The following is a 25293-nucleotide window of genomic DNA, read 5'->3' on the forward strand; positions in this document are numbered from 1 at the left end:
CTCGGCCCGGATTCACGGAAATCGGTACGCGCGATGCGCCAGGGGCTCAACGGGGTTGCCGAGCCGCTGATTTCGGCCACCGCTCACCCGGCCCCCGCGCGGGACGCGTCGGCGTCCCCGGGCTGCTGGGTGTGGACGAGGCGCCGGTAGTGCTCGCTGGTGGCGGCCAGCCGGGCGTGGCTGCCGGTGGCGACGATCCGGCCCTCGTCGAGGACGAGGACCAGGTCCGCGGCGCGGATCGTCGACATGCGGTGGGCGATCACCAGCAGCGTGCACTCCGCCGAGGCGTCGCGGATCGACCGGCGCAGCGCCGCCTCGCTGACGGCGTCCAGGTGCGCGGTCGGCTCGTCCAGCAGCAGCAGCCGGGGCCGGGCCAGCAGGGAGCGGGCGATGGCGATCCGCTGGCGCTCCCCGCCGGACAGCGCCGTGCCGTGCTCCCCGGCGTCGGTCTCCAGGCCGTGCGGCAGCCGGGCCACCAGATCCGTGAGGTGCACCATGCCGACGACCCGCTCCACCTCCTCGGGCGTGGCGTCGGGGACGGCGTACGTCAGGTTCTCCCGCAGCGTGCCGTACAGCACCGGAGCCTGCTGCTCCACCAGGCCGACCCGGGCCCGGTGCGCCGCGCGGCCCACCGCCCGTACGTCCCGGCCGTCGAACTCGATCCGGCCGCGGTCGGGGTCGTAGAACCGCTCGACGAGCGCGAAGACGGTGGACTTGCCGACGCCGGAGCTGCCGATCAGGGCGACATGGGCGTGCTCGGGCACCTCGAAGGACACCCCGCGCAGGACGGGCCGGGCCGGTTCGTAGCCGAACCAGACGTCCCGGAAGGCCAGCAGGGGAGGCCGGGCGGCGCCGTCGCGAGAGGGCGCCGGCCGCCGGGGCGCCGTGTCCCGCTCGGTGGGCAGGGACAGCACCTCCGTGATCCGGCGGTAGGCGCCCACGCCCTGTTGCATGGTGCTGACGGACTGGAACACGGTCCCGATCGGGCCCACCAGATAGATCATGTACAGCAGGAAGGCGGCCAGGTCCGCCAGCGATCCCTGCCGGTCGGCGACCCGCAGACCGCCGATCAGCAGCACGACGACGAACGACCCCTTCACGGCCAGTTCGACGGCGGGTGCCACCACCGCGTCCAGCTTCGCCATCCGCACGCTGCCCGCGTACGCCGACCTGGCCCCGCCGCCGATGCGCTCCGACTCGCGCTGCTCGGCGCGGCTGGCCCGGACGGTGCGGATGGCGCCGAGCGCCCGTTCCAGGTCGGCGGTCATCGCACCCGTGGCCTGCTGGGTGGCCAGGGACGCGGACGCGATGCCGCGCAGCACCGAGGCGACCAGCACCGTGCCCAGCGTCACCACCGCCAGTACGACGAGGAACAGCGTCCAGTCCAGCCAGATCATCAGCGCCACGACCCCGGCCAGCCCGATCCCCCCGGTCACCGCGTCCGTGAACCCCTCGGCGACCAGCAGCCGCAGCGTGGTGCTGTCGGTGCTGACGCGGGAGATCAGGTCGCCGACGCGGTGCCGGTCGTAGGAGGCCATGGGCAGCCGCAGCACATGCCGGATCAGCCCCAGCCGGATGCCCAGCACGACACCCTCGCCGGTGCGGGCCAGCACGTACTGGGCGAGGCCCTGCACCAGCGCCTGGGCCAGGAAGAACACCACGAGGAGGACGACGACCGGCCCGATCGTGCTCCCGGACGCGGCCGACTCGATCACCCGTCGCACCAGCAGCGGCTGGGCGAGACCGAGCGCCGACGCGCCCAGCGTCAGCAGCACCGCGAGGGCGACCCGCCTGCGGTGCCCGCGCAGCAGGCGCAGCACGGCCCGGGGGCCCACCCGGTCACCCGCGGTTTGCCGCTTCATGTCGGGCACTCAGTCCTTACCGGACCCGGCGTCCGCTTCATGTCCGGCCCTCACGGCTGACCGGACCCGGCGTCCGCCGCCCGTCCGGCACGCACCGCCGACCCGTCCCGCCCCCCGTCCCCCGCGCACGGCACGGTGAACAGCGGCCGGAAGTAGCCGGGCGGGTACTCCTCGCCCACCGGCACCCCCTCCGCCTCCACCCAGGCGTGCGCGCCGAAGGGCGGCAGGCGCCGGGCCCCCACGCACCAGGTGGGCCACCGGCCGTGCAGGCGGCACAGCAGGGCCGTGGCCAGGGACCGGGGCAGGCAGCCCTCCCGCCCCGCGCACGCCAGGCTGACGGCGACCACGGCGTCCCGGGCCGCCCGCGTCTGCTCGACGGTGGCCGGGCGGGCACCCCGGCTGAGCCGGTCCAGCACGGTCCGCACGCGCCGGGGCCGCCGGGTGGCCAGCAGCCGCGCGGCAGCCACCACCAGTCGTACAACCAGCCGCCGCCGCAGCGGCACCGAGCGCGGATCGTGCGCGACGACCTCCGGCGAGCTCATGACGACCGCCCGCGCACCCCGTGCCGCGTGTCCTCCTCCACCAGGCCCGCCGCCCGCAGCTCGCCGATCAGCTCCCGGACGTCCCGCCCGGCGCTGTCGGCGTCCACCTCGTACTCGGCGGTGAGCTCCCGCACGGCCTCCTCGGCGCCCCTGCCGTCCAGCAGCGCCCGGACGACCACGGCGGCGGTGGGATTGAGGGTCCAGTACTGGTCGCGGTCCTCGTCCAGCAGCGCGATCCCGTAGTCGGTCTCGGCGGTGTACACACCCGCACGCAGCTTCAGCGTCATGACGTCTCCCTCGGGCTCAGGACGGTACGGCCGCTGCGCCCCGGAGCGTGCGCAGCCAGAGCTCGCACGCCACCGTCCGGTACAGGGCGTCGAACTGGAGCGACGGGGGCAGCGGACGGCGGCAGACCTCGCGCAGGGCGTCGGCGTCGACCAGGCCCAGCCGGGCCAGCCGCGAGTCCTCGCACAGCGCGAGCAGCTCGGCCCGGTTCTCCCGCAGCCCGGCCTCCACGTCGTGCGAGCCCTCGTCCTTGGTGTGGCGGGCCAGGCTCTCCTCGGGCACCACGCCCCGCATGGCCTCGACGATCAGCGGCTTGTACCGCCAGGGCGTGACCCGGTCCTGCGGCCGCACCGCCAGGCCCGCCTCGACGACCCGGTCGTCGTAGTACGGGGCGGCGAGGGACACCCCGAACCGCGCGGCCATCTGCCCCAGCTGCCGGACCATCCGGGAGGTGCTCCGCATCGCCTCCAGCTCGACGTGCTGCCCGCGCGTGGCGGCCAGCGGCTCCGCCGTCCGGGCCGCGTCGCGGATCACGTCCCGCACGGCCGCGACGGCGTCCGGCGACGCCCACGGGGGCAGCCGCGGCGGCATCCCCCAGTCCAGGGTCGGGGTGTCCTCCGGGGGCGGTACGGCGGTGAGCTGCTCGGCGACGCGGGCGAGCCAGGCCCGGTAGGGGCTGCCGTCCCGCAGCTGCCGCAGCGTCTGCCGGTACGACCACGGGCGCTGGGCGGCGAACCCCCGCACCCGCTGCCACGCCACCCGTGGACGGCTGCGCAGCAGCGCGTGCAGATGCGCCGGCGAACCGGCGAGCAGCTCGTCCCCGCCGAACCCGGTCAGATGCAGCCGTGAGCCGCGCGCCGCCGCGGACCGCGGGATCACCAGCCATCCGCCGCGGTGGACGACGGCCGGACACGGCTCGTCGAACAGGTCGTCCGCCTCGCCCAGGCCGTCGTACACCAACGGCACCTCGTCCCCGGCGAGGACATGGTGCTCGACGCCGTCCAGCCCGGCCACGGTGCGGCGGGCCCAGGTCGCGTCGTCGCTCATGGGGTCGCGGCCGTCGGCGGTGTAGGCGACGACCCGCGCGCTCCCGCCGGCCGCCAGACAGCACACGGAGGTCGAGTCCAGCCCGCCCAGGTCACAGCTCACCAGCCGGCGGCCCCGGACCCGGGCCGCCACGGCGGCGCCCAGCGCCTCCCGCAGTCTCGCGGCGCCCTCGGCCATCGGCACGACCGGCTCGGGCGGGCTCCAGAACGGGGCCTGCCGCTCCCGGCCGTCCCCGTCGAGCAGCAGGAAGTGGCCGCCCGGCAGCACCTGTACGCCGTGCCACACGGGCTGTCCCGCCACCGGATGCAGCGCGAACGAGTTCAGCAGCCGGACCGCCAGTTGCCGCTCGTCGATCCGCGCCCCGAGCAGCCGGGCGAGGACATCGGCCCGATCACCGGCCACCACCGCGTCCCCGACACGGGCGTGGAAGACGGGCCGCAGCCCCGTGACGCTGCCCTGCACACGAACGCGGCCGCCGACGGAGGCGACCAGATGGAAACTCCCGGCGAACGAGCCGGCCGGTCCGTCGCAGTCGGCGACGGACCGCAACCGCCCGGCGACCGCGCTCAGTTCCCCGGCGGCGACGGCGTGCTCACCGAGCACCGCGACGCGGGAGGGCCCGGCCGCACCGACGGTCAGGGCCCCGTCGTCCCAGCGGCCGAGCAGCCAGGGTCGCCCCGAGGAATGGCTCACCTCCCGCACGGCGCAGCGGCGCAGGGCGGCGCCGACCGGGGCGGCGTCGGCGCAGTCCGGTAGAACCACGAACCAGCCCGGGAGTGCGTCGGAGTCGGCGAAACGGTCCACGCGGACGCCCTCCTCGCTCCCGGGCCCGTTCCCCTGGGGGAAGCTAGGGGAACAACCGATGCGTCACAGGCTGAACCTCAGACGGATGATCCGTTCGGGCCCTCTGTTGGTGCCAGGCCGGTGGCGCGGAAAGTGCCGACCGCGGTCAGCGTCGGACGCTCGTACGCACGCATTTCATGCACCCCCTTTCCGTATTCGGTCCTCCGGTGTTTTCGGGTGCCGATGAAACGCGGCATTCACGTTCCAACTTCTCTTCCCAGCCTAGACTTTGACGGCCGAATTGCCCACTTGAGCCGAGAACTGCCGTTCCTGTTCAATTGTTGACGGCGGCAGCAGACGGAATGCTTTTCACGCCGATTCGTTCAGCAGCCTGCTCAAGTGCTCCCGCCCCGCCCCGAGCAGGTCCGGCAGCGGGGCCGCGGACTCGTACCACCGCTTCTCGTACTCCCAGCACAGCCAGCCGTCCCAGCCGTGCCGGGAGAGGACCTCCACGCACTCGGCCAGCGGCAGGACGCCCGCGCCGAGGGGCAGCGGGGTGGTGTCCTCGGCGGAGGCGATGTCCTTGATCTGGACGTAGCCGAGGTGGGGAGAGAGGGCCGCGTAGGTCTCCGACGGCTGCTCGCCGCCCAGCCAGGTGTGCATGACGTCCCAGAGGGCGCCGACCTGGCGGTGGCCGACCAGGCCGAGGACGCGCATCGCGTCGGCGGCCGTGCGGTGCGAGTCGTGGGTTTCGAGGAGGATGCGCACGCCGAGGTCGGTGGCGTGTTCGGCGGCCGTGCCCAGCCGGCGGGCGGCCGTCGCGTCGGCCTCCTGCGGGGTCTGGACGTCCAGGTCGCCGCCGGGGAAGACCCGGATGTACGGGGCGCCGAGGTCGTGGGCCAGGTCGAGGAGGGCGCGGATCTCGGCCAGGACGGGTTCGTCGTCGCCCGGCGCGGCGACCCGCGCGTAGCCCGCCAGGCCCAGGATCTCTACGCCCGCCCCCTTGAACTCGGCCGCCACCTCGGCCCGCTGAGCCGGGTCGAGGTCGGTGTGGACCGGTTCCTCGGGGTGGGTGCGCAACTCGACGCCGTGATAGCCGTGCGCGCTCGCGAGCCGCAGCACGTCGGGCAGGGGCAGGCCGGGGACACCGAGGGTGGAGAACGCGAGCTTCATGTGGACGGACCCTACCCGGCACCCCCGCCCGCGACTCCCTTTCGTCGGTCGGGTGTTGCGTGAAGATCCAGTCGCCAGTCCTGGCCGGTCAGGTCCTGTCCGAAGGAACGGTGGGGCTTCTCCGCGACCAGCACGAAACCGTGGCGCTGGTAGATGCGGCGGGCCGCCGTGAGGACGTCGTTGGTCCACAGGACGACCTCGCGGTAGCCGACGTCACGGGCGAAGCCGACGACGGCCTTCACCAGCCGGTCGCCGATGCCGAGCCCGCGCGCGTCCGGCTCGACGAGCAGCAGCCGGAGCCGGGCGGCCCCCGGCGCGTCGTCCCGTACGCACATCACGCACCCCACCGGCCGCCCGTCCAGCTCGGCGATCCACGTCCGCTCCAGGTGCGGATCGTGGTCCTCGGCGTAGTCGGCGACGATCCTCGCGACCAGGCCCTCGTAGTCGGCGTTCCAGCCGTACTCGGCGGCGTACAGCGCGGCGTTGCGCTGCACGATCCAGCCGAGGTCGCCCGGGGCGGGCTCGCGCAGGACGACGTCCTCCGGGCGCGGGGCGCGGCCGGCGTCCAGGATCTCCCGGACGGTCCGCATCGCCTCCGCGAGCCGCGGCCGGTCCTCCGCCCGCACCGTGTCCAGCAGCGCCGCGACCGACTCCCGCGCCCGCTCGTCGAGGAGCGCGGCGGCCTCCCGGCCGCGTGCGGTGAGCGTGATACGGCGGCGGCGCGGGTCCGTCTCGGACGGCCCGCGCTCGACCAGCCCGTCCTCCTCGAACCTGTTCAGGATGCGGCTCAGGTACCCGGCGTCCAGGTGCAGTTGGGCCCGCAGGTCGGCGGCGTCGGTACGCGGCGCGTGGGCCAGCTCGTAGATCACCCGGGACTCGGTGAGGGTGTACGGGGCGTAGAGCTGCCGCCCGTAGTCGAGGGCGCCGATGACGTTCGTGTAGAAGCGGTTGAAGGAGCGGATGTCCTGGACGGTCATGGCCCTCGACCTCCGATACCTGACTCAGTCAGAGATGCCGATGGGTCGAGCGTATGCCGCCCAGGACGCCGGTGCTAGCCCTCCGTCGCCGCCGGCCGGTACACGCACACCTGCGCGCCGGTCTTGGCGGTGGTCGTCGAGACCAGCTCCATCGGACGCTGCGCCCCGTCCCGGGGGAAGATCGTCTTGCCGCCGCCGAGGAGCACCGGCATGACGATGAGCTGGAGCTCGTCGACCAGGCCCTCGGACAGCAGCGTCCGCGCGAGCGTCGGGCTGCCCATCATCGCGAGGTCGCCGCCCTCGCTCTCACGCAGCTCCCGGATCCGGGCGACGGCCTGGTCGCCGGGGATGAGCGAGGAGTTGTTCCAGGTCAGGTCGGACTCGCCGAGCGTGCTGGAGACGACGTACTTCTTCAGCGAGTTCATCCGGTCCGCGAACGGGTCCCCGTCCCGCTCCGGCCAGGCCGCCGCCATGGTCTGCCACGTCCGCCGCCCGAACAGCAGCGCCCCGGCTCTGTCCAGCCCCGCGTCGAAGGCGCCGCCCAGCACCTCCTCGTCGAAGTACGGGTGCGACCAGCCGCCGTGCGCGAACCCCCCGTCGGTGTCCTCCTGCGGCCCGCCCGGGGCCTGCACGACGCCGTCCAGGCTGATGAACTCGGTGATGACGATGCGCATGGGACTCACTCCGCTTTCTCGCTCGGGCGATGAGGACACTCGATTCGCCACTACAGACCGGCGTACGACGCGAAAGTCATCGCCCCCCGGGGAGCCACGCAGGGACGGACTGATGTCAGGGAGCCGAATCCGATCCGCTGCCACCACCGACGGCACCACCGGCCGACCGGATCAGGGCCCGGGCCTCGTCCTCCAGGCGACGGGTGATCGGCTCGTCCCTGACGTGGTCACCGAGTTGCACGGCCAGGCGACCGAAGTAGCCCGAGGCGCTGAGCACGTGACGAGTCACCTCTATGGCACGTCCGCCCCGCAAGTCCTCTCGGGCGCGGCGGGTGTCGTCCAGAACACGGCCGATCTGTGCCTCCACCTCGTTCCGCATGTCGTCCTGCAGCTCCGCCCGCATCAACTGGCGGAGCAGCCTCTCACATGCCCGGGTGACATCGTCCAGCAGGCGTGAGTCGCGACTCACACCCAACGAGATGTCCCCGCCCGCCTGGATCACGAGTTGATTGCTGCCGCCGCTGATCGCTCGAACCCTGTGCGGGCTGTACGCGGTCAGATCCACCGGACCGATGTTGCCCAGCGCCGGCCTGAAGCACGGGTGCACATGGAACTCTTCCTCACCGAGTTGTGGAGGCATCTGCGCACTGTCCGAGTAAACGACCTTGTGGCCTCGCTTGACACCGAGGAAGCCGATGCCGAACAGGACGTCGACCACTCCCTGGACGGTGAGACGATCGGCGTAGTCGGTGAACTCTTGGTGCAGTCGTTCACGGTGGGGCTCGAACCGCGTCTCGAGTGCCGGCAGCATCACGACGTAGCCGTGGTTGTCGAACAGCAGGAACAGCTGACTCAGGAAGGGGTGCGTCACCGCGTACTCCCTCGCCAGGTCAGTGAGCTTCCAGCGGGAGAACTGCTCGGTGGCGAGGAGCACGTCCTCCTCGGCGATCCGCTGGTTGCCTCGCTGGTCAGCGGCGTCCCGGCAGGCATTGAGGAACTGGATCAGGTCTCTGGGGCGGGGAAGCGCACGCCGGAACAGGTACTCGACCGTCGGCTCGCCGGACACCGTCCGGGGGAAGACCTCTCCCCACAACTGCTCGGGAGCGAGCTCGGCCGTGCCCAGTGCGGCCGCTGCCCTGGTCAGGGCGAGATCAGCCAGTTCCTCCGGGTTCCAGGCGATGCGCAACTCGTCGCTGCGGAACTTGTCTGCCTCACCGAAGTTGAGCGTGTCGTAAATGTCCGCCCGGATGAAGACCGTGCAGCGCACGGCGCCGCCGTACTGTCCCGTGACCTGCTTGCTCGCCAGCAGCAAGCCGGCGACCAGGGCATGGCTGTCGGGATCCACCGTCCATACCTGTTCGAGCTGATCCACCAGGAAGAGCAGCGGAGGATGCGCTGCTGCGCATCCCAGGTCGCCCAAGGCCGCGGCCACACCGCTCTCCAGGACTTCCAGCTGCCGACTGGCGCGAGCGCCTTCCGAGGCCCCGTTCAGGCCCACTCCGGCCTCGATGCCGAACGCCTTGAGCGAAAGGTCTGCCGACTGGAGGCGTCGAGTCCCGCGGCGGAGCCTGTCGTAGAGGTGCTCCTCGCCCGTCTCGTCGTTGGCCTCCAGGAAGTTGCGCAGCGCTTTGACAGAGGAGCGAGCGCGCCAGCCGTGGGCCGTACGCGCGTGCTCGCACAGATGCCGAGCCGCATGCACGGCGAACACGTAACGCCAGATCAGCGACTTGGCGGTATCACTGGAGACGCCCTGGAGCTCGAATCGCCGGATCTCATCGCCGGCGGCATCGTCCGGAGTGATGAGGACCGTTGTGCCGGAGTGGCCGTCCGCGGTCCCCAACTGCCGGCAGATCGCGCTCTTGCCCGCTCCCTTGCGGCCGATGATCAGGGACTTGCGCCCGGAGAGGGCCTCTCGGTAGGCGTAGGTGTGCAGGAAGACCCCGGCCAGACGCCCGTCCGCCATGTCGTGCTCAGCATCGTCCCGGCCGAAGAACAGTCGGCTCACCGCACTTGTCCCCTGCGCCATGACGCCCTCCCCCTTGGCGATGCATAGATTGCCGACCAGGCAGGAAGAGTAGGGGAATTGGTGGTGGCCTGTCCTCGGATCGGCCACGTTCGGGCCGTAGGACCTCGGGGGGCACCATGGGCGAACAGTGGGACATAGATGCGTTACTGGAGCCGCTGCGCACCGACCTGACCACCGCGACTACTGATCTGTCCTCCCTGCGCGCCGATGTGTCGGCCGCGCGTGCTGACATCACGGCGCTGCATGTCGCGTTGACGACGCTGCGAGGCAAGCACGACCAGATGGTTCAGGCGCTGTCGGCGGTGGGCGACGCGGTTCACACAGTGCAGAACGCCGTGACGGCAAGTCAGGATGTGCTGAACGACTTTGTGGAGCGGTACGGCAGGGACCAGGTCGTTGTCAACGCGCACGCCGAACTGACTCGGTTGACCGTCGAATGGAAGGCGGACTTTGCTCAGCGCGAGCGGGTGCGCGGTCTGGCGCGTGGCCTCACCCGCACCATGACGTTTCAGGCGGTGGACAGTGGGCTGGTCGACAAGGACACCATCGAGGCATGTGTCCGTGAGCAGTTCCTCGTCGAGCCGACATTCTGGCTGGCTCCGGCGATCATGGCGCTGGCGGCCCGGCACACCGGTGACACCGTGAGAGCCTCCAGAGCGACCGCACACGCGTTCTTTCTCGACTCGGCCAAGTCGCAACTGTTCTTTGCCCTCACCTGTTCGAGTCTCGGCCGGCAGAGTGAAGCCGCGGCTTGGATGGACCGCTATCTGAACTCACTCAACCGCGACGAACTGGGTCCGGAGTTCGGGGTAGTGCTCGAGGCCGTCGCCAACGCCGAACTCGGCCATGAGGCCTACACCTACGCCCGTGAGGCCATGGCACGCTGGTTCCGCGAGGACCGGACAGCGTTCCAAGCCGTACCGGGGCCCGCGACGAGCCCTCACCTCGCCCCCTGGGCCGGCCGCCTGATGGAGTTCGGTGAGGATCCGTCCCCCGGCCGCTTCGCGGCCCTGCGGGAACTGACGGGGTTGGAGTGGCCCGCACTGGAGAACGGCTGGCGGACCGCCACGGCACTCGACGGCACACTGGACTATCTGAGGTCCTTCCCGAAGGTCGTTGACCTGCCGGCGGGCAAGGGCCGCTACACGGACAGCGCCCTGGACCACCTGATCGACCAGCTCGAACCGGACGAGGCGGAACACCGCGAGCGTATGATCCGGTTGCGTGCGCTGATCAAGCACGACGGTGATGCCGAGGCCGCTGCGGCAGCGGTCGATGAGGGCGGGCAGGACAAGGAGCGACTGGACTTCGTCACCCTCCTGGCGCGGGCGGTCTTCGAACCCGAGTTCCTAGGGCTGGGGACCGCGGCACGGAAGCTGGCTCTCATCAGCGTCTGGGAGAGCGTCCGGGCGTCGGCCGCGTCGATGGCCCGGACATCACGCGCGCTGATTCCCCCTGAGATCACACTCTCGGTGGAGGGCTGGTCGTGCGCGTACCCCACGGACTCTTCCTCGTCCTTCGACGCGATCGCGGCCGCGGACCACCTGGTCCGGCACGTGGAGCGCCGGACGCGCAGGCAGATCGAGTCGATCGGACCGGCCTGGACCATGACGGCGACAGCCGCCGCACTCGCCGCGGTCTGCATGGGTGCCCACACCTGGTATGCGGTCACAGGGCCTTTCTCTGTCGTGCTCGTCGTTCTGACAGTGGTGTGCAGCCTGGCGGCCCTGGGAGGCGTGGCGCACGCACCGCTGCGCAGACGCAGTCTGCGGGAGGCGGGCGAGCGTCAGCGGGCGAACGCGGCGTACGCGCTCACGCGGGCGGTCGGGGAATTGGAGAACCTGCTTGACGACTGGCGGCATGGGCTACGGTCTGCGGACCTTCTGGACGAGTGGCACCCGGGCCGGGAGCGGGAGGTGGAGGCGTGATGGGCGGGCGCATCCTCGGCGATGGCCGCTACAGCCTGGACCGTCGTCTCGGCAAGGGTGGCATGGGCCACGTGTGGCTGGCCCTCGACCGGAAGCTCGACAAACCCGTCGCGATCAAATTGCTCGACATGGACCGCATACGACAACGCCATCGCAGGACGGCGCTCACCGTGGAGATGCGGGCGCGATTCGAGAAGGAGTGGCAGTCGATGGCGCGGATCGAAAGTCCCTACGTCGTCGCCCTCCGTGACCGGGGAGAGGAGGACGGACAGGTCTATCTCGTGATGGACTACGTCGACGGGAAGTCCCTCGACATGTACATGGGTCATGGCGTCTCCCTGACCCTGGAACAGACGGTGCGTTGGTCCGTACAGATCTGTGAGGGACTCTCGGACGCGACCGAGGTCGAGGTCGTGCACCGAGACGTCAAGCCGGCCAACATCATGATCAACGAACGCGGCCACGTGAAGATCGTCGACTTCGGGCTGGCGCGTCTGCTCGACATGTCCGAAACACGCGGCGCCGGTGCCACGTGGCAGTACGCGGCGCCGGAACGGTGGGACGGCCAGCCCGGCGACCACCTCAGCGATCTTTATTCGCTCGGCTGTGTCATGTACGAGATGCTGACCGGGAGCCCGCCGTTCGACACCCGTGACGGTGACATCATGTCCGTCGGCTTCATGCACCTGCGCCAGACTCCCGTACCGCCCCTCAGAGTTCGCCGGGGCATCCCGGAGACGCTGAGCGAGCTGGTCATGCACCTCTTGGCCAAGAACCCCGAGCAGCGGCCGCAACACGCACGAGCGGTCATTCGCCGCATCCGGCAGGCCGAGCACACGCCCGATGCCGGCGCGGACGGCTCTGGGCAGCTCGTGCCGCTGGACGCGTTTCACGTGAACACGGACTACGTCGAGCGTATTCAGGAGCTGGAGCGGCGCATCCGTATACTCCGGACGCAGCACGATGAAAGCCATCCGGTGGTCATTGAAGCGCGCTTCGAGCTGGCCGAACTGACGGGGGAGTCCGGGGACTCCCGCGGTGCGGCCGACCGCTTCGAAAGCCTCGGCGAGGACTGCAAGCGCATCTTCGGCCCGACCGACCGCCGGGCCTTGGACGCCTTCGACGCCATGGCCCGGTGGATCGCATCACCTTCTTGACCGACGGGCCCTTTCGTCGCCCGTGGCACGAGGCGTTCGGGCGCGTGAGGGCGAGGCAAGCCTCAACTCCGCGGCACCCCGGAGGACCCCCGCACCATCAACTCCCCCCGCACCGACGCGATCCCCCCGGGCGGCGCCTCCTCCCGCCCCATGGCGATCCGCCCGGCCCGGGCCCCGGCCTCCGCCAACGGCAACCGCACCGTCGTCAGCGAAGGCACCGCGTCGATGCTGAACGGCAGATCGTCGAACCCCGCCACCGACACATCCTCCGGAATCCGCAGCCCGGAGTCCCGGAGCGCCGCGCACGCCCCCAGCGCGACGGAGTCGTTCGCCGCGACGACCGCCGTCAGCGACGGGTCCCGTCGCAGCAGTTCCAGCGTCGCCTCGTAGCCGGAGCGGCGGTCGTAGCGCCCGTGCACCGTCCAGCGGGGGTCCTCCTCGATGCCGTGCGCGGCCAGCGCGGCCCGGTGTCCCTCCAGCCGGTGCCGGGTGGTGGTCCGCTCCTCGGGACCCGCGATGTACCCGAGCCGCCGGTGCCCGAGCCCGATCAGGTGCTCGGTCAGCTCCTGCCCGCCCCCGCGGTTGTCGAAGGTCAGCGCGATCGCCCCGGTATCCGGCGCCGGCGGCCGCCCGCACAGCACCACCCGCGTCCCGGCGTCCGCCAGCTTCCGCACCTTCGCGTCCATCGCCGCCTGGTGCGCCGCGTCCTCGATCGCCCCGCCGGTCAGCACCACGGCCGCCGCCCGCTGCCGCTGCAGCAGCGTCAGATACGTCAGCTCCCGCTCCGGCGACCCGCCCGTGTTGCAGACCACCGCGAGTCTCTCCCCGCCCGCACGGCCGCCCGGCCCCCCGATCTCGGCCTGGATCGCGCTCGCCATGATCCCGAAGAACGGGTCGGCGATGTCGTTCACCAGGATCCCGACCAGGTCGGACGTGGCGGCGGCCAGGGCGCTCGCGGGCCCGTTGAGCACGTAGTCCAGCTCGTCCACGGCCTTCAGCACCCGCTCGCGGGTGGAGGCGGCCACGGGGTAGTTCCCGTTCAGCACGCGCGACACCGTCGCGGGGGAGACCTGTGCGCGGGCCGCCACGTCCGCCAGGGTCACCGTCATCTCGTCGTCCTCCGGTCGCGCATCTCGTCGTCCGCCCTCCTACACACCCATACCTATGACCATGGTTCCGACGGACCTATGGCCATGGTTTGAGCAGACCTTAAGCCCCCGACCCCCGGTTGTTCGCCCCCTCGAACAACTCGTCCTGGTCACGGTCTTGTCCGGACCGCGGTTCAGAGGCTAGCTTCTCCGTATATAGAAAGCGCTTGCTGTAACGCTCACCAGTCCATGGGTGGCTCACCGGCTCACCGGTGACGGGTGGGGCGTACGCGGCGCGACGACCGCGTACGAAGGGAACGACGTGACACGCAAGACGGTGCGTATCGCCATGAACGGCGTGACCGGGCGCATGGGCTATCGCCAGCACCTGGTCCGCTCCATCCTCGCCCTCCGTGAGCAGGGCGGCCTCGACCTCGGCGACGGCACCGTGCTGTGGCCCGAGCCGATCCTGGTCGGCCGCCGCGAGCACGCGCTCAAGGCCCTGGCCGAGCAGCACGGCCTGGAGCACGTCTCGACCGACCTGGACGCGGTCCTCGCCGACGAGTCGGTGGACATCTACTTCGACGCGCAGGTCACCTCCGCCCGCGAGGAGGCGCTGAAGAGGGCCATCGCCGCAGGCAAGCACATCTACACCGAGAAGCCGACGGCGACGGGCCTGGACGGCGCACTCGACCTGGCCCGCCTGGCGAACGAGGCCGGCATCAAGCACGGCGTCGTCCAGGACAAGCTCTTCCTCCCCGGCCTGCTCAAGCTCAAGCGCCTCATCGACGGCGGCTTCTTCGGCCGGATCCTGTCCGTGCGCGGCGAGTTCGGCTACTGGGTCTTCGAGGGCGACTGGCAGGCCGCCCAGCGCCCGTCCTGGAACTACCGGGCCGAGGACGGCGGCGGCATCGTCGTCGACATGTTCCCGCACTGGGAGTACGTGCTGCACGAGCTGTTCGGCCGGGTGAAGTCCGTCCAGGCCATCGCCACCACCCACATCCCGCAGCGCTGGGACGAGAACGGCAAGCCGTACGACGCGACGGCCGACGACGCCGCCTACGGCATCTTCGAGCTCGACGGCGGCGCCATCGCCCAGATCAACTCCTCCTGGGCGGTCCGCGTCAACCGCGACGAGCTGGTGGAGTTCCAGGTCGACGGCACCGAGGGCTCCGCGGTCGCGGGGCTCAGGAACTGCCGCGTGCAGCACCGCAGCGCCACCCCCAAGCCGGTCTGGAACCCGGACATCCCCGCCACGGAGGTCTTCCGCGACCAGTGGCAGGAGGTGCCGGACAACGCCGAGTTCGACAACGGCTTCAAGGCCCAGTGGGAGCTGTTCCTCAAGCACGTCTACGCCGACGCCCCCTACCACTGGGACCTGCTGGCCGGTGCCCGCGGCGTCCAGCTCGCCGAGCTGGGCCTGAAGTCCTCGGCCGAGGGCCGCCGCCTCGACGTACCGGAGATCTCGCTATGACCATCCGACTCCCGGACAGCGGCGGGGCGCTGCGGACCTACGAGCCCCGCACCGAGCCCCTCGCCATGACGCCCGGCACGCCCTTCACCTCCCGCACGGTCTTCTCGGCGGCGCACGTCGTCGCCGACCCGTACGCGGACGTGTCCCCCGACTCGCCCGCCGCCGTCGACTGGGACGCCACCCTCGCCTTCCGCCGCCACCTGTGGTCGCACGGGCTGGGTGTCGCCGAGGCCATGGACACCGCCCAGCGCGGCATGGGCCTGGACTGGGCGGGCGCGGCGGAGCTGATCGGTCGTTCGGCAAGGGAGGCGAAGGCGGTCGGCGGCCGTATCGCGTGCGGTGTCGGCACCGACCAGCTCCTCGGTCCCGCCTCCCTGGAGGAGGTCGCGTCGGCGTACGAGGAGCAGCTCGCGCTGGCGGAGGAGCACGGCGTCCAGCCCATCCTCATGGCCTCCCGGGCGCTCGCGGCCGCCGCCAGGGGCCCGGAGGAGTATCTGGAGATCTACGGCAGGCTGCTGCGCCAGTCCACCGAGCCGGTCATCCTGCACTGGCTCGGCCCGATGTTCGACCCGGCGCTGGAGGGCTACTGGGGCTCGTCCGACCTGGACGCGGCGACGGACACCTTCCTGGAGGTGATCTCGGCGCACCCGGACAAGGTCGACGGCATCAAGATCTCCCTCCTGGACGCCCAGCGCGAGATCGACCTTCGCCGCCGGCTGCCGCAGGGCGTGCGCTGCTACACGGGCGACGACTTCAACTACCCGGAGCTGATCGCGGGCGACGAGAAGGGCTTCAGCCACGCCCTGCTCGGCATCTTCGACCCGCTGGGCCCGCTGGCGGCGGAGGCCGTCCGGGTCCTGGACACCGGGAATGTGCAGGGCTTCCGGGACCTGCTGGACCCCACGGTCGAACTCTCCCGCCACCTCTTCCAGACCCCCACCCGCTTCTACAAGACGGGCGTGGTCTTCCTCGCCTGGCTCGCGGGCCACCAGTCCCACTTCACGATGGTCGGCGGCCTCCAGTCGGCCCGCTCCCTCCCGCACTTCGCGAAGGCCTACGAACTCGCCGACGGCCTCGGCCTGTTCCCCGACCCGAAGCTGGCGGAGGAGCGCATGAAGACCCTGCTGAGCCTGTACGGGGTGAACCAGTGAGCACGTCCGGGCTGGACCGTTTCTCCATCAACCAGATGACGGTGAAGCAGCTGTCGATGCCGGACCTGGTGGACGGCTGCGGCCGGCTGGGCATCCGCAACGTCGGCCTGTGGCGCGAACCTGTGCAGTCCTACGGCCTGGAGGCCACGGCGAAGCTGGTCCGGGACGCGGGTCTGACAGTGACGACGTTGTGCCGGGGCGGCTTCTTCACGGCGATCGAGCCGAAGGAGCGGGCCGCGGCCCTGGCCGACAACCGCCGGGCGATCGACGAGGCGGCGACGCTCGGCACGGACACCCTGGTCCTGGTCTCGGGCGGCCTTCCGGCGGGCTCCAAGGACCTGCACGGGGCGCGGGAGCGCATCGCCGACGCGCTGGCGGAGCTGGGCCCGTACGCGGAGCGGCACGGCGTGCGCCTCGCGATCGAGCCGCTGCACCCCATGTACGCCTCGGACCGCTGCGTGGTGTCGACACTGGCCCAGGCCCTCGACCTGGCGGAACGCTTCCCGGCGCACCAGGTCGGCGTCACGGTCGACACGTACCACATCTGGTGGGACGACACGGCCCCCGCGCAGATCGCCCGGGCGGGCGAGGGCGGCCGCATCCACACCTTCCAGCTCGCCGACTGGACGACGCCCCTCCCGGAGGGCGTGCTGACCGGCCGCGGCCAGATCGGCGACGGCGCGATCGACATGCGGGAGTGGCAGGGCTACGTGGAGGCGGCCGGCTACACCGGCGCCATCGAGGTCGAACTGTTCAACGACGGGTTGTGGGCCCGGGACGGCCAGGAGGTCCTGGCCGAGACGGCGGCCAGGTTCGTCGAGCACACCCGGTGATCCGGCGCTGAACCACGCCCGCTGCCCCGCCCCGGAACGGGGGCGGGGCAGCGGCCGTCTCCGGGACCGCGCCCACGCTGCTCCGGACGCGGGTGCCCCCGAGGCGCGGCACCGGCGCCAGGGACGTCAGCGCGACCCCGCCCACCAGCAGCGCCGCCGCGCACCACCGCAGCGGACCCACCGGCTCGTCCAGGAACAGCGCCGCCGACGACATCCCGAAGACCGGCACCAGGAGGGAGAAGGGGGCCACCGTCGAGGCGCGGTCAGTCGCCGGCGGGCTTGCCGAACTCCTCGATCAGCACCGGGTACTGCTCCTTGCCGTGCCCGGCGGCGATCGCGCGGTCGGCCATCGCCTTGATCAGCCTCGGCAGTTCGGCGTTGACCCCCACCGCCTCGCTCTCCTCGATCAGGTGTGCCATCGCGCGCGCGTCGGTCTCCAGGGCCGACACCTCGGCCGGGAAGGAGCCGCTGTCGATCTGCTCGGCGTAACCCGGCAGCCACTCGGCCACCCCGGCGGCGATCTGCCGGGCGAACGGCGCGAAGGTCCCGGCGTCGACACCGGCCGTCCTGAGCAGTGCGGTGCCCTGGAGCCAGGCGTTCAGGACGCTCCACATCATGGCCAGACCGGCGACGTCGTAGAGGGACGCGAGCCCGTGGTCCGCGCCGAGGTAGGTGACGGTGCCGAGCGCGCCGAGCGCGGACGCGTGCGCCTCGAAGTCCGCCTGCGCCCCGCTGTGCAGGATCATCGCCTCGGCGGTCCCGATCGCCGGCGGGACGGCCATGATGGCGCCGTCCAGGTACCGGGCGCCTCGCCGCTCGGCCCAGCGGGCGGCCTCCCGGGCCTGGGCGGAGTCGCCCGAGGTCAGGTTGACCAGCATCGCGCCGTCGAGGTCGACACCGTCCGCGTCGAGCAGTTCGCGCACGGCCGGGTAGTCGGTGAGGCAGACGACGGTCAGGGAGCCCGCCCCGATCGCGTCGCCGACCGAGCGCGCGCGCCGCGCGCCCTCGGCCACCAGCCGGTCGGCCTTGGACGCCGTCCGGTTCCACACGGTCGTCGGGTGCCCGGCCTTCAGGAACGCACCGGCGAGTGCCTGGCCCATCAGCCCAAGTCCGATGACAGAAACGGGTGTTCGGGGTGTGTTGTCCTCTTCCATGGCAGCATCGTCAACGTTGATACCGGTGTGAAGGTCAAGGGGGATTCGATGCGGATCGGGGAACTGAGCCGGCGGACGGGCGTCAACGCCCACCAGCTGCGCTACTACGAGGCCCAGGGGCTGCTGGAGGCGGACCGCGGCGCGAACGGCTACCGCGAGTACGACGAGACGGCCGTGCTCCGGGTGAAGCAGATCCGGCACCTCCTCGGCGCCGGCCTGTCCTCCGAGGACATCGCGTACCTGCTGCCCTGCGCGGACGGGGAGGCCCCGACCCTGCTCGGCTGCCCGGAACTGCTCGACGCGATGCAGTCACGGCTGCGGCGGCTGGACGACCAGATACAACGGCTCGCCCGGTCCCGCGACGCTCTCGCCGGATACATCGAGGCGGCGCAGCGCATGGGTGACGAGAGGTATCCGCCCTTCGACGACGCCGGCGTGGAGGCCGTCTCCGCGTGAGCGAGCCGCGGCCCTAACTCCGTTGCCGCCCCATGTCCCGTCTGACTACCGTCCCCACCATGTCCCCGACCCTGCGCACCCCCCGCCTCCTCCTGACCCCCTACACCCCGGACGACGAGGACGACTTCGTCGCCCTGTTCCAGGACACCCGGGTCTCCCGGTGGATGGGGGACGGCCCTGTTTCCGAGGCCGACGACCGGGCCCTGTTCGGGCGGATCTTCAGCAAGGTGTACGCGCAGGACCTGTTCGACGTGTGGGCGGTCCGGCGCGACGGGCGGCTGATCGGGCACGCGGAGATCAAGCGGACAGAAGAAGTCCGGGGACACGAGATCATCTACGCCCTGTCCCCGGAGGCCTGGGGCAGCGGGCTCGGGACGGAACTGGCCGAGGCGCTCGTGACGTACGGCTTCGGGACCCTCGGGCTCACCGAGGTGCACGCCACGGTCGCCGCGGAGAACGAGGCCTCACTGCGCCTGCTGGCCAGGAACGGATTCACGCACGTCAGGGACATCGAGGAGGACGACGGCGGCCTCACTCGCGTATTGAGTAAGAAATTCTTACCCGACGGCGCAACCCTTCCCGCACTTTGAGGGTCGTACTTGGTGTCAGGACTTCTGGAGGGGGATCCGGGGGGATCGCGGGGGTTCCTGACGGGAGGGGAAAAGCCGAGGGGCCCGGTCGACGGACCGGGCCCCTCGAAACCTTCCGGGGTGTCAGAACCGGGGTGTCAGAACCCGGGTGTCAGAAGAAGACGCCGCAGCGCAGCAGCACGTTCGCGTACGGCCGTGCCTCGCCCGTGCGCACGATCAGCCGGGCGCCCGCCGACAGTTCCTTGAGCCGCTCGTGCGGGACGAGGTCCAGCGCGGGGAAGTACCCGTCCAGCAGCTTCGAGGTCCGCGGATTCGCCCGCCGTACCTCCTCGGCCGCCGTCGCCCCCTCGATCACCAGCTCGGCCAGCAGCCCGTCCAGCACCTCCGCGAACGCCGGCACCCCGGCCCGGAACGCGAGATCCACCACCCGGGGCCCGTCGGGTATGGGCATGCCCGCGTCGCACACCAGCACCCCGTCACCGTGGCCGAGCTCGGCCAGCGCACCGGCGAGGTGACGGTTCAGTATTCCGGCCTTCTTCACGCCGCCCCACCTTGCTCCCCCGATGCCGAGTCGCTGCCCGACCCGCGGCCGGGGGTCCGGGGGTTGTCCCCCGGGTCAGCACAGCACAGCTGGGCGACCTCCTCCGCCGTCGGGAAGGACGCCTGCGCGCCCTCCTTCGTCACGGTCGCCGCCCCGACCCGCGCCGCGTACGCCGCCGCCTCCGCCAGGGACTCGCCCGCCCCCAGCCGGTAGGCCAGCGCGGCGGTGAACGCGTCGCCCGCGCCCGTGGTGTCCACCGCGTGCACCTTCACCGACGCGACACGGGAGACACCCTCCGCCGACGCCACCAGCGCGCCCTCCGAGCCCAGCGTCACGACCACCGACCGCGGGCCCTTCGCGAGCAGGATCCGCGCCCAGTCCTCGGGGCTGTCCCCGACGGCCGACCCGCCCAGGATCACCTTCGCCTCGTGCTCGTTGACGATCAGCGGGTCGCAGGCCGCCAGCACTTCCGGCGGCAGCGGGCGCGGCGGCGACGGGTTCAGCACGAAACGGCTGCCCGGCGCCAGGTTCCGCACGACCTCCACCACCGCCTCCAGCGGGATCTCCAACTGGGCCGACACCACCCGGGAGCCCTGGAAGAGACACGCCGCGGCGCTCACGTCCTCCGGGGCCAGCCGGCCGTTCGCGCCCGGCGAGACGACGATGCTGTTGTCCCCGGACGGGTCGACCGTGATCAGCGCGACCCCGGTCGGCGCACCGCCCACCAGGACACCCACCGTGTCGACGCCGGCCTCGTGCTGCGAGTCCAGCAGCAGCCGGCCGTACGCGTCGTCACCGACCCGGGCCAGCAGCGCCGTACGGGCACCGAGCCGGGCGGCGGCGACCGCCTGGTTCGCGCCCTTGCCGCCCGGGTGGACGGCCAGGTCGGAGCCGAGCACGGTCTCGCCGGCACCGGGCCGGCGCTCGACTCCGATCACCAGGTCGGCGTTGGCCGACCCCACGACCAGGAGGTCGTAGTCGTACATGAGTTGTCTCCCCACGTGAGTGACATGGCCGGGCGGTCCCCACGCGGTGCGCGACCGCCCGGCCGTTCCCCGATGTCAGCCGCTGAACCCGGCCACGTTCTCCTTCGTGACGACCTTCACCGGCACCTTCACCGTCTCCTCGACCTTCTTGCCCTGAAGGGCCCGCAGGGCGTTGTCCACGGCGATCTTCCCGAGCTGGGACGGCTGCTGCGCCACGGACGCGTACAGCGTGCCGCCCTGCACCGCCTTCAGCCCGTCAGGCGTGCCGTCGAAGCCGACGACCTGGACCGACTTGCCGGCCTTGGAGCCCAGCGCCTTGATCGCGCCGAGCGCCATCTCGTCGTTGGCGGCGATGACGCCCTGGACGTCCGGGTGGGCCTGGAGCAGGTTCGACATCACGTCGAGGCCCTTGGTGCGGTCGAAGTCGGCGGGCTGCTGGGCCACGACCTGGATGCCCGGGTAGGCCTTCAGCCCCTTGGCGAATCCCTCGGCGCGCTCCCGGGCCGCGGACGTGCCCGCCTGGCCCTGGAGGATCACGATCTTGCCCTTGCCGCCCAGCTTGTCGGCGATGGTCTTGGCGGCGAGTTCACCGCCGGCCACGTTGTCGGAGGCGACGAGAGCGTCCACCGGGGCCTTGTTGACGCCCCGGTCCACCGCGATGACCGGGATCTTCGCCTTGTCGGCGGCCTTCACCGAGTTGCTCGCGGCGTCCGAGTCCACCGGGTTGACGATGATCGCGCCCAGGCCGGAACTGGTGAAGTTCTGGAGCTGGTTGGCCTGCTGGGAGGCGTCGTTCTGGGCGTCCGTGACGGTCAGGTCCACGCCCAGCCTCTTCGCCTCGGCCTGGGCGCCCGCCCGGATCTGCACGAAGAAGGGGTTGTTGAGGGTGGACAGCGACAGGCCCATCTTCGGAGTGCTCGCCGAGGAGGTGCCGTTGTGCAGGAACGACGTGGCGCCGACGATCGCGACGGTGACGACGGCCGCGAGCGCGTACGTCGCCGCCTGCTTGCCCCTGCCGCCTTGGGAAGCACCGGACGCCGCCGGGGTCGCGCCCGCCTTGCGCCGCAGCGTGTCGAACAGCACCGCCAGCGCGATCACCACGCCGATGACGACCTGCTGCCAGAACGCGGAGACGTTCAGCAGGTTCAGCCCGTTGCGCAGCACCGCCAGGATCAGCGCGCCGATCAGCGTGCCGGACGCCTTGCCCGTACCACCCGCCAACGACGCCCCGCCGATGACGACCGCGGCGATCGCGTCCAGCTCGTAACCGTCGGCGGCCTGCGGCTGCGCGGAGGAGAGACGGGCGGCGAGGACGACACCGGCGACGGCGGCGAAGACGCCCGAGAAGGCGTAGATCGCGAGCTTCTGCCTCTTCACGCGCAGCCCGGACAGCCGCGCGGCCTCCTCGTTGCCGCCGATCGCGTACATGGAGCGGCCGATGTAGGTCCGGCCGAGCACGAAGGCGGCGATGAGCCCCATCGCGATCATCACGAGGACCGGCACCGGCAGCCAGCCGCCGAGCACGTCGGCGAGGTGGGAGACCGAGTCGGGGAAGGGGATCGGGGAGCCCTCGGAGATGACGAGGGACAGGCCGCGGGCCACGGACAGCATGGCCAGCGTGGCGATGAACGGCGGCAGCTTGCCGTAGGAGATCAGGATGCCGTTGACCAGGCCGCAGACGATGCCGGTCGCTATGGCCAGCAGGACGGCGACGAACACCGGGACGCCCGCCGAGGTGGCGCTCCACGCGAGCACCGTGGCCGACAGCGCGGCGACCGAGCCGACCGACAGGTCGATGCCCGCCGAGACGATCACGAAGGTGACGCCGAAGGCGAGGATGGCGGTGACGGCCGCCTGGACGCCGACGTTGAGGAGGTTGTCCGTCGTCAGGAAGTCGCCGGACAGCGCCGACATCGCGATGACGAGGACGATCAGCGCGGTGAGCGCGCCGTTGTCGAGCAGGAGGCGGCGCAGGCCGCCCGAGGATGAGGCGCCACCCGCGCCCGTCGTGCTCTTGAGCGTGTCAGTGGCCACGGGAGGCCTCCGTTCCGGTCGTGGTCGTGGGGGTGCTGACGGCGAGGGTCATCACGGCGTCCTGGGTCGCCTCGTCGGCGGAGAGTTCTCCGGCGATCCGCCCCTGGGCCATCACCAGCACCCGGTCGCTCATGCCGAGCACCTCGGGCAGGTCGCTGGAGATCATCAGGACGGCCGCGCCGGCGGCGGTGAGTTCGTTGACGAGCTGGTAGATCTCGACCTTGGCGCCGACGTCGATGCCGCGCGTCGGCTCGTCGAGGATCAGCACCTTGGTGTCGGCGAGGAGCCACTTGCCGATGACGACCTTCTGCTGGTTGCCGCCGGACAGCGTGCGCACGTGCTGGCCGAGTCCGGCCATCCGCACGCCGAGCTGCCCCGCGATCCGCTCGGCGGCCTCGCGCTGCCCCTTGAGGTCGACGAGCCCCGCGCGCGTGGCCGACCGCAGCGTCACCAGCCCGAGGTTCTCCTCCACCGACGCGTCCAGCACCAGGCCCTGGCCCTTGCGGTCCTCGGGGACGAGCCCGATGCCCGCGGTCATCGCCGCGTTGACGTCGTGCTTGGCGACCGAGCTGCCGGAGACCTTCACGGTGCCCTTGTCGTACGGGTCGGCCCCGAACACGGCCCGCACGACCTCCGTACGGCCGGCCCCGACCAGGCCCGCGATGCCGACGACCTCGCCGGCGTGCACCTCGAAGCTGACGTCGTGGAAGACACCGTCGCGCGTGAGCCCCTCGACGGTGAGCAACGCGGCCCCCTTGTCGGGCCGTTCGCGCGGGTACTGCTGCTCGATCGACCGCCCCACCATGAGCCGTACGAGCTCGTCCTCGGGGGTGGCGGCGGGCACCTGCCCGACACTCCTGCCGTCCCGGATGACCGTCACCCGGTCTCCGAGGGCGGCGATCTCCTCCAGGTGGTGCGTGATGAACACGATCCCGACGCCGTCCTCGCGCAGCGTGCGCACGATCGCGAAGAGCTTCTCGACCTCCTCGGAGGTGAGCACGGCGGTCGGCTCGTCCATGATCAGCACGCGCGCGTCCAGGCTGAGCGCCTTGGCGATCTCGACCATCTGCAGGCGCGCGATGCCGAGTTCCCGGACCCGCGCGCGGGGCGACACGTTGACGCCGACCCGCTTCAGCAGGACCTCGGCGTCCGCCTCCATCCGCTTCCGGTCGATCACGCCGAAGCGGCGCGGCTGCCGCCCCAGGAAGATGTTCTCGGCGACCGTCAGATCGGGTACGAGGTTGAACTCCTGGTAGATGGTGGCGATCCCGAGCCGCTCGGAGTCCTGCGCGCTCTGGATGCGCGTCTCCTCGCCGCCGACCAGGATCCGCCCGGCGTCGGGCGTGTAGGCGCCGGAGAGCATCTTGATCAGGGTGCTCTTGCCGGCGCCGTTCTCACCGAGCAGCACATGCACCTCGCCCCGGCGCAAGGAGAAGTCGACGCCGTCCAGCGCGACCACGCCCGGGAAGGTCTTCCGTATGCCCTCGATGCGCAGCAACTCGTCCGCGTCGCTCACGACGTGCTCCTTTGCACTGGGGTGGGGTTCTCGCCGCACGAGCGGCGTACGACGAGCCGGGCGGGGAGGGTGACGGACTCGCCGGGCCGTCCCTCGATCCGCTCGACCAGGGCCCGTACGGCGGCCCGGCCCAGCTCGCCCGTGGGCTGCGCGATCGCCGTGATCGGCGGATCGGTGTGCACGAACCACGGGATGTCGTCGAAAGCGGCCAGGGCCAGGTCGTCCGGCACGCGCAGGCCACGCGCGCGTACGGCGTCCAGCGCGCCGAGCGCCATCAGGTTGTCGGCCGCGAACACGACCTCGGGCGGCTCGGCCAGGTCGAGGAAGCCCTCGGTGACCCGGCGGCCGCTCTCGGCCTGGAAGTCGCCCTGCCCTATGTAGGCGTCGGGGAGGTCGAGCCCGCACGCGGCGAGGGCCTCCCGGAAGGCCTCCACGCGCTCCCGGCCGGTCGTGGTCGCCGCGGGACCCGCGATGATCGCGAGCCGCCGGTGCCCGAGCCCGTGCAGATGCGCCACGAGGTCCCGTACGGCGGCCCGCCCGTCCGCCCGGACGACCGGCACGTCCACGCCCGGGATCCACCGGTCCACGAACACCATGGGCGTCCCGGCCCGCGCGGCGTCCAGCATCAGCGGCGAGCCGCCGTCCGTGGGGGAGACGAGCAGGCCGTCGATCCGGCGGTCCAGGAGGTTCCGCACGTGGTGGTCCTGGAGGTCGGGCCGCTCGTCGGCGTTGCCGATGATGACGCTGTAGCCGAGCGCGCGGGCCTCCTCCTCGACGGAGCGGGCCAGTTCGGTGAAGTACGGGTTCAGTACGTCGCTGATGACCAGGCCGAGGGTGTGGGTCTGGTCGGTGCGCAGGGAGCGGGCGACGGCGTTCGGGCGGTAGCCCAGGGCCTCGACGGCGGCCAGCACGCGGGTGCGTGCGTCGGCGCTGACCGACGGGTGGTCGTTCAGGACGCGCGAGACCGTGGCGACGGAGACGCCGGCCTCGGCAGCGACGTCCTTGATGCTGGCCAC

The 25293-nt window shown here is 71.6% G+C and carries 23 protein-coding genes and 1 pseudogene; 7 read left to right on the forward strand and 17 right to left on the reverse strand.

The window, feature by feature from the left end; all coding sequences use genetic code 11:
• Nucleotides 1–83 precede the first annotated feature (83 nt).
• From IE255_RS01500 to IE255_RS01535, 9 genes are all read right to left on the reverse strand, one after another.
• On the reverse strand, nt 84–1862 hold the full coding sequence (locus tag IE255_RS01500) for an ABC transporter ATP-binding protein (RefSeq protein WP_190048254.1): 1779 nt from the start codon (nt 1860–1862) through the stop codon (nt 84–86).
• Nucleotides 1863–1912: 50 nt separating this feature from the next.
• The gene (locus IE255_RS01505; RefSeq protein WP_190048255.1) at nt 1913–2404 is read right to left on the reverse strand and encodes a lasso peptide biosynthesis B2 protein; all 492 of its coding nucleotides are present in this window, start codon (nt 2402–2404) and stop codon (nt 1913–1915) included.
• Nucleotides 2401–2691 (reverse strand): lasso peptide biosynthesis PqqD family chaperone, encoded by a 291-nt coding sequence (locus tag IE255_RS01510; protein WP_190048256.1) that lies wholly within the window; start codon nt 2689–2691, stop codon nt 2401–2403. The genes IE255_RS01505 and IE255_RS01510 overlap by 4 nt, the downstream gene beginning before the upstream one ends.
• Before the next feature lie 16 nt (nt 2692–2707).
• On the reverse strand, nt 2708–4540 hold the full coding sequence (locus tag IE255_RS01515) for a lasso peptide isopeptide bond-forming cyclase (RefSeq protein WP_229906242.1): 1833 nt from the start codon (nt 4538–4540) through the stop codon (nt 2708–2710).
• A 77-nt stretch (nt 4541–4617) separates the two neighbouring features.
• The gene (locus IE255_RS40285) at nt 4618–4776 is read right to left on the reverse strand and encodes a keywimysin-related RiPP (protein WP_372487561.1); all 159 of its coding nucleotides are present in this window, start codon (nt 4774–4776) and stop codon (nt 4618–4620) included.
• A 112-nt stretch (nt 4777–4888) separates the two neighbouring features.
• Nucleotides 4889–5692 (reverse strand): sugar phosphate isomerase/epimerase family protein, encoded by an 804-nt coding sequence (locus IE255_RS01520; protein WP_190048257.1) that lies wholly within the window; start codon nt 5690–5692, stop codon nt 4889–4891.
• A gap of 11 nt (nt 5693–5703) precedes the next feature.
• Nucleotides 5704–6669: a bifunctional helix-turn-helix transcriptional regulator/GNAT family N-acetyltransferase gene (locus IE255_RS01525; protein ID WP_190048258.1), complete on the reverse strand. Its 966-nt coding sequence runs from the start codon at nt 6667–6669 to the stop codon at nt 5704–5706.
• 74 nt (nt 6670–6743) lie between these two features.
• The gene (locus tag IE255_RS01530; protein WP_190048259.1) at nt 6744–7343 is read right to left on the reverse strand and encodes a dihydrofolate reductase family protein; all 600 of its coding nucleotides are present in this window, start codon (nt 7341–7343) and stop codon (nt 6744–6746) included.
• Nucleotides 7344–7458: 115 nt separating this feature from the next.
• Nucleotides 7459–9369 (reverse strand): P-loop ATPase, Sll1717 family, encoded by a 1911-nt coding sequence (locus tag IE255_RS01535; RefSeq protein WP_190048260.1) that lies wholly within the window; start codon nt 9367–9369, stop codon nt 7459–7461.
• Between the two features lie 116 nt (nt 9370–9485).
• Here IE255_RS01535 and IE255_RS01540 point away from each other — a divergent pair, with 116 nt between their 5' ends.
• Nucleotides 9486–11297 (forward strand): hypothetical protein, encoded by a 1812-nt coding sequence (locus IE255_RS01540; RefSeq protein WP_190048261.1) that lies wholly within the window; start codon nt 9486–9488, stop codon nt 11295–11297.
• On the forward strand, nt 11297–12454 hold the full coding sequence (locus tag IE255_RS01545; protein WP_190048262.1) for a serine/threonine-protein kinase: 1158 nt from the start codon (nt 11297–11299) through the stop codon (nt 12452–12454). Before IE255_RS01540 ends, IE255_RS01545 begins: the two co-directional genes overlap by 1 nt.
• 62 nt (nt 12455–12516) lie before the next feature.
• On the opposite strand, the gene IE255_RS01550 is transcribed toward IE255_RS01545, so the two are convergent.
• Nucleotides 12517–13563, reverse strand: coding sequence for a LacI family DNA-binding transcriptional regulator (locus tag IE255_RS01550; protein ID WP_190048263.1), 1047 nt, complete (start codon nt 13561–13563; stop codon nt 12517–12519).
• A 301-nt stretch (nt 13564–13864) separates the two neighbouring features.
• On the opposite strand from IE255_RS01550, the gene IE255_RS01555 reads away from it, so the two are divergent.
• From IE255_RS01555 to IE255_RS01565, 3 genes are read left to right on the forward strand one after another with little or no spacing between them, the layout of a single operon-like run.
• Complete coding sequence (locus tag IE255_RS01555; RefSeq protein WP_190048264.1) at nt 13865–15016, forward strand: Gfo/Idh/MocA family protein; 1152 nt, start codon at nt 13865–13867, stop codon at nt 15014–15016.
• On the forward strand, nt 15013–16167 hold the full coding sequence (locus IE255_RS01560) for a dihydrodipicolinate synthase family protein (protein ID WP_190048265.1): 1155 nt from the start codon (nt 15013–15015) through the stop codon (nt 16165–16167). The genes IE255_RS01555 and IE255_RS01560 overlap by 4 nt, the downstream gene beginning before the upstream one ends.
• A gap of 35 nt (nt 16168–16202) precedes the next feature.
• Nucleotides 16203–17000 (forward strand): sugar phosphate isomerase/epimerase family protein, encoded by a 798-nt coding sequence (locus IE255_RS01565; RefSeq protein WP_190049307.1) that lies wholly within the window; start codon nt 16203–16205, stop codon nt 16998–17000.
• Here the strand turns inward: IE255_RS01565 and IE255_RS38980 are convergent.
• Together IE255_RS38980 and IE255_RS01570 are read right to left on the reverse strand one after the other, a co-directional pair.
• A pseudogene (locus tag IE255_RS38980) lies at nt 16921–17259 on the reverse strand (hypothetical protein); the annotation flags it as partial. The gene IE255_RS01565 and the pseudogene IE255_RS38980 sit on opposite strands and share 80 nt — an antisense overlap.
• 4 nt (nt 17260–17263) lie before the next feature.
• Complete coding sequence (locus IE255_RS01570) at nt 17264–18154, reverse strand: NAD(P)-dependent oxidoreductase (protein WP_190048266.1); 891 nt, start codon at nt 18152–18154, stop codon at nt 17264–17266.
• A gap of 48 nt (nt 18155–18202) precedes the next feature.
• Here IE255_RS01570 and IE255_RS01575 point away from each other — a divergent pair, with 48 nt between their 5' ends.
• The gene (locus tag IE255_RS01575; RefSeq protein WP_190048267.1) at nt 18203–18610 is read left to right on the forward strand and encodes a MerR family transcriptional regulator; all 408 of its coding nucleotides are present in this window, start codon (nt 18203–18205) and stop codon (nt 18608–18610) included.
• Between the two features lie 59 nt (nt 18611–18669).
• The gene (locus IE255_RS01580) at nt 18670–19200 is read left to right on the forward strand and encodes a GNAT family N-acetyltransferase (RefSeq protein WP_190048268.1); all 531 of its coding nucleotides are present in this window, start codon (nt 18670–18672) and stop codon (nt 19198–19200) included.
• Between the two features lie 151 nt (nt 19201–19351).
• On the opposite strand, the gene rbsD is transcribed toward IE255_RS01580, so the two are convergent.
• The 5 genes from rbsD to IE255_RS01605 form a co-directional block, all read right to left on the reverse strand.
• Nucleotides 19352–19741 carry a D-ribose pyranase gene (rbsD, locus tag IE255_RS01585; RefSeq protein WP_190048269.1) on the reverse strand — a complete coding sequence of 130 codons (390 nt, stop codon included), beginning with the start codon at nt 19739–19741 and terminating at the stop codon, nt 19352–19354.
• Nucleotides 19738–20727 (reverse strand): ribokinase, encoded by a 990-nt coding sequence (locus IE255_RS01590; protein WP_190048270.1) that lies wholly within the window; start codon nt 20725–20727, stop codon nt 19738–19740. The genes rbsD and IE255_RS01590 overlap by 4 nt, the downstream gene beginning before the upstream one ends.
• Nucleotides 20728–20802: 75 nt before the next feature.
• Nucleotides 20803–22761 carry an ABC transporter permease/substrate-binding protein gene (locus tag IE255_RS01595; RefSeq protein ID WP_190048271.1) on the reverse strand — a complete coding sequence of 653 codons (1959 nt, stop codon included), beginning with the start codon at nt 22759–22761 and terminating at the stop codon, nt 20803–20805.
• Nucleotides 22751–24277, reverse strand: a complete 1527-nt coding sequence (locus tag IE255_RS01600; RefSeq protein WP_190048272.1) for a sugar ABC transporter ATP-binding protein — start codon at nt 24275–24277, stop codon at nt 22751–22753. Before IE255_RS01600 ends, IE255_RS01595 begins: the two co-directional genes overlap by 11 nt.
• Nucleotides 24274–25293: a LacI family DNA-binding transcriptional regulator gene (locus tag IE255_RS01605; protein ID WP_190048273.1), complete on the reverse strand. Its 1020-nt coding sequence runs from the start codon at nt 25291–25293 to the stop codon at nt 24274–24276. Before IE255_RS01605 ends, IE255_RS01600 begins: the two co-directional genes overlap by 4 nt.

The organism is Streptomyces lomondensis, assembly GCF_014651035.1.
GTDB classification, from domain to species: domain Bacteria; phylum Actinomycetota; class Actinomycetes; order Streptomycetales; family Streptomycetaceae; genus Streptomyces; species Streptomyces lomondensis.